Genomic DNA, 2,290 nt, shown 5'->3' on the forward strand with positions numbered 1-2,290 from the left:
TTCTATGGCAGCACCTGCGCGGTGCAGTCCATGAACCTCACGGTGCAAAAGGGCGAATTTGTGTCGTTGCTGGGCCCGTCGGGCTGCGGCAAGACGACCACGCTGCAGATGGTGGCGGGGTTCGAGCCGGTGACCAGCGGGCGCATCGAGCTCGAAGGCAAGGACATCACCCACGCCAAGGCCAACACGCGCGGGCTGGGCATCGTGTTCCAGAGCTATGCGCTGTTCCCGCACATGACTGTGGCGGCCAACGTGAGCTTTGGGCTGGAGATGCGCAAGGTGCCCAAGGCCGAACGCGCCGAGCGCGTGGCCCAGGCGCTGGCGCTGGTGCACCTGGAAAAGCATGCCACGCGCTACCCACGCGAGCTGTCGGGCGGCCAGCGTCAGCGGGTGGCACTGGCACGTGCGCTGGTGATCGAGCCGCCCGTGCTGTTGCTGGACGAGCCCCTGTCCAACCTCGACGCCAAGCTGCGTGAGGAGATGCAGTTTGAGCTGCGGCAGATTCAGCGCAAGGTGGGCACCACCACCATCATGGTCACGCACGACCAGAGCGAGGCCATGTCCATCAGCGACCGCGTGGTGGTGATGGAGGCCGGCCGCGCCACGCAGATCGACCACCCGCACCGCGTGTACGAGCACCCGCGCACGCGCTTCATCTCCACCTTTGTGGGCAAGGCCAACCTGCTGCCCGGCCAGGTAACGCATGCCAATGGCACGCACACGCAGGTGAAGGTGGGCGCCCTCACGATGGAGGTGGACGGTGCCCGCTACCGCCCCGGCGCCGCCGTGCTGCTGAGCGTGCGGCCTGAAAAAGTGCAACTGGTGCCCGCCGTGCAGGGCCGGATGGATGGTCAGGTGTGCGAGCGGTTCTTCCTGGGCAGCCAGTGGCTGTACCGTGTGGGCACCCCCGTGGGCGACCTGATGGTGCTGGTGCCCAACGACGGCCGCGCTGCGCTGGCCGAGGGCGAGCGCACGGGCGTGGACTGGCCCGACCACTGCATGCGCCTGCTGCCCGCCGATGAAACCGCCATGGCCGAGCTGGAGGCCGAAGACGCCGCCGAGGTGGCGCCATGAGCCTGGCCACGACCTTGCTGCACAAAAAGGCCGTGCCCTGGTGGTTGTCCGGCCCGGCGCTGCTGCTGTTCACGGTACTGCTGCTGGTGCCGCTGGCACTCACGGCCGTGCTGTCGTTCAACGCGTTCGACCCGGCCACAGGGGTGAAGGCAGGCGAGTTCACGCTGGAGCACTACGCCCATGTGTTCACCGATTCGTATTACCACACGATCTTCTGGCGCACGTTCTGGATTGCGGGGCTGGTCACGCTGATCTGCGTGGCCATTGGCGCACCCGAGGCCTACATCCTGAGCCGCATGGGCAACCCGTGGCGCTCCATCTTGCTGCTGGTGGTGCTGGCACCGCTGCTGGTATCCGTGGTGGTACGGGCCTTTGGCTGGAGCATGCTGCTGGGGCCTGAGGGGCTGGTGAATGGGCTGTTCGGGCTACTTGGATTTGGCCCCGTGAAGATGCTTTACACCGAGATCGCCGTGGTGATTGCGCTGGTGCATGTGATGCTGCCGTTCATGGTGATCCCGGTGTGGACCTCGCTGCAGAAGCTGGACCCGGGCGTGGAGAACGCCGCCCTGTCGCTGCAGGCCACACCCTTCACCACGCTGCGGCGCATTGTGTTGCCGCAGGTGCTGCCCGGCATCCTGTCGGGAAGCCTGATCGTGTTTGGGCTGGCGGCCAGTTCGTTCGCCATCCCCGGCCTGCTGGGCGGGCGGCGCCTGAAGATGGTGGCCACGGTGGTGTACGACGAATACCTGCACGAGCTGAACTGGCCCCTGGGCGCAGCGATTGCGCTGACGCTGCTGGTGGCCAACCTGGTGGTGATGCTGAGCTACAACCGGCTGGTTGAGGGCCGGTACAAGAAAGCGTTGGGCTGAAGTTATGCAGAAGAACGGACCTTTGGCCCTCGCGTTCAACGCGCTGGTCATCACCTTCATGCTCGCCCCGCTGCTGGTGGTGTGCATCGTGGCGTTCACGCCGCACAACACGCTGACGCTGCCCACCACTGAGTTCTCGCTGCGCTGGTTCAAGGCAGTGTTCGCGCATTCGGACTTTGTGCAGTCGTTCTGGAACAGCCTGTGGCTGGCGCTGGCATCGGCCACGCTGGCCACGGTGCTGGCCGTGCCGGCGGGCATTGCCATCACACGCTACGAGTTTGCGGGGCGCGGCTTTCTCAACGGCCTGTTCCTGTCGCCGCTGATCATTCCGCACCTGGTGCTGGGTG

At 66.0% G+C, this 2,290-nt stretch carries 3 protein-coding genes; all 3 read left to right on the forward strand.

The window, feature by feature from the left end; genetic code table 11:
* The coding region (locus tag DBR23_RS22425) for an ABC transporter ATP-binding protein (RefSeq protein WP_108499633.1) at window positions 1-1,074 on the forward strand (1,074 nt) is incomplete at its 5' end.
* Entirely contained in the window at window positions 1,071-1,943 is an 873-nt protein-coding gene (locus DBR23_RS22430; RefSeq protein ID WP_108499628.1) for an ABC transporter permease, read from the forward strand. The genes DBR23_RS22425 and DBR23_RS22430, both read left to right, overlap by 4 nt.
* A 4-nt stretch (window positions 1,944-1,947) precedes the next feature.
* Window positions 1,948-2,290: ABC transporter permease (locus DBR23_RS31535; RefSeq protein WP_369882156.1), on the forward strand; the 343-nt coding region annotated here is incomplete at its 3' end.

It is taken from the genome of Acidovorax sp. HMWF018 (assembly GCF_003061035.1).
Lineage (GTDB): Bacteria > Pseudomonadota > Gammaproteobacteria > Burkholderiales > Burkholderiaceae_C > Acidovorax > Acidovorax delafieldii.

Coding starts and splice junctions, on each gene's coding strand:
- DBR23_RS22430 (WP_108499628.1), top strand. CDS start 1,071: ATGAGCCTGGCCACGACCTTGCTGCACAAAAAGGCCGTGCCCTGGTGG.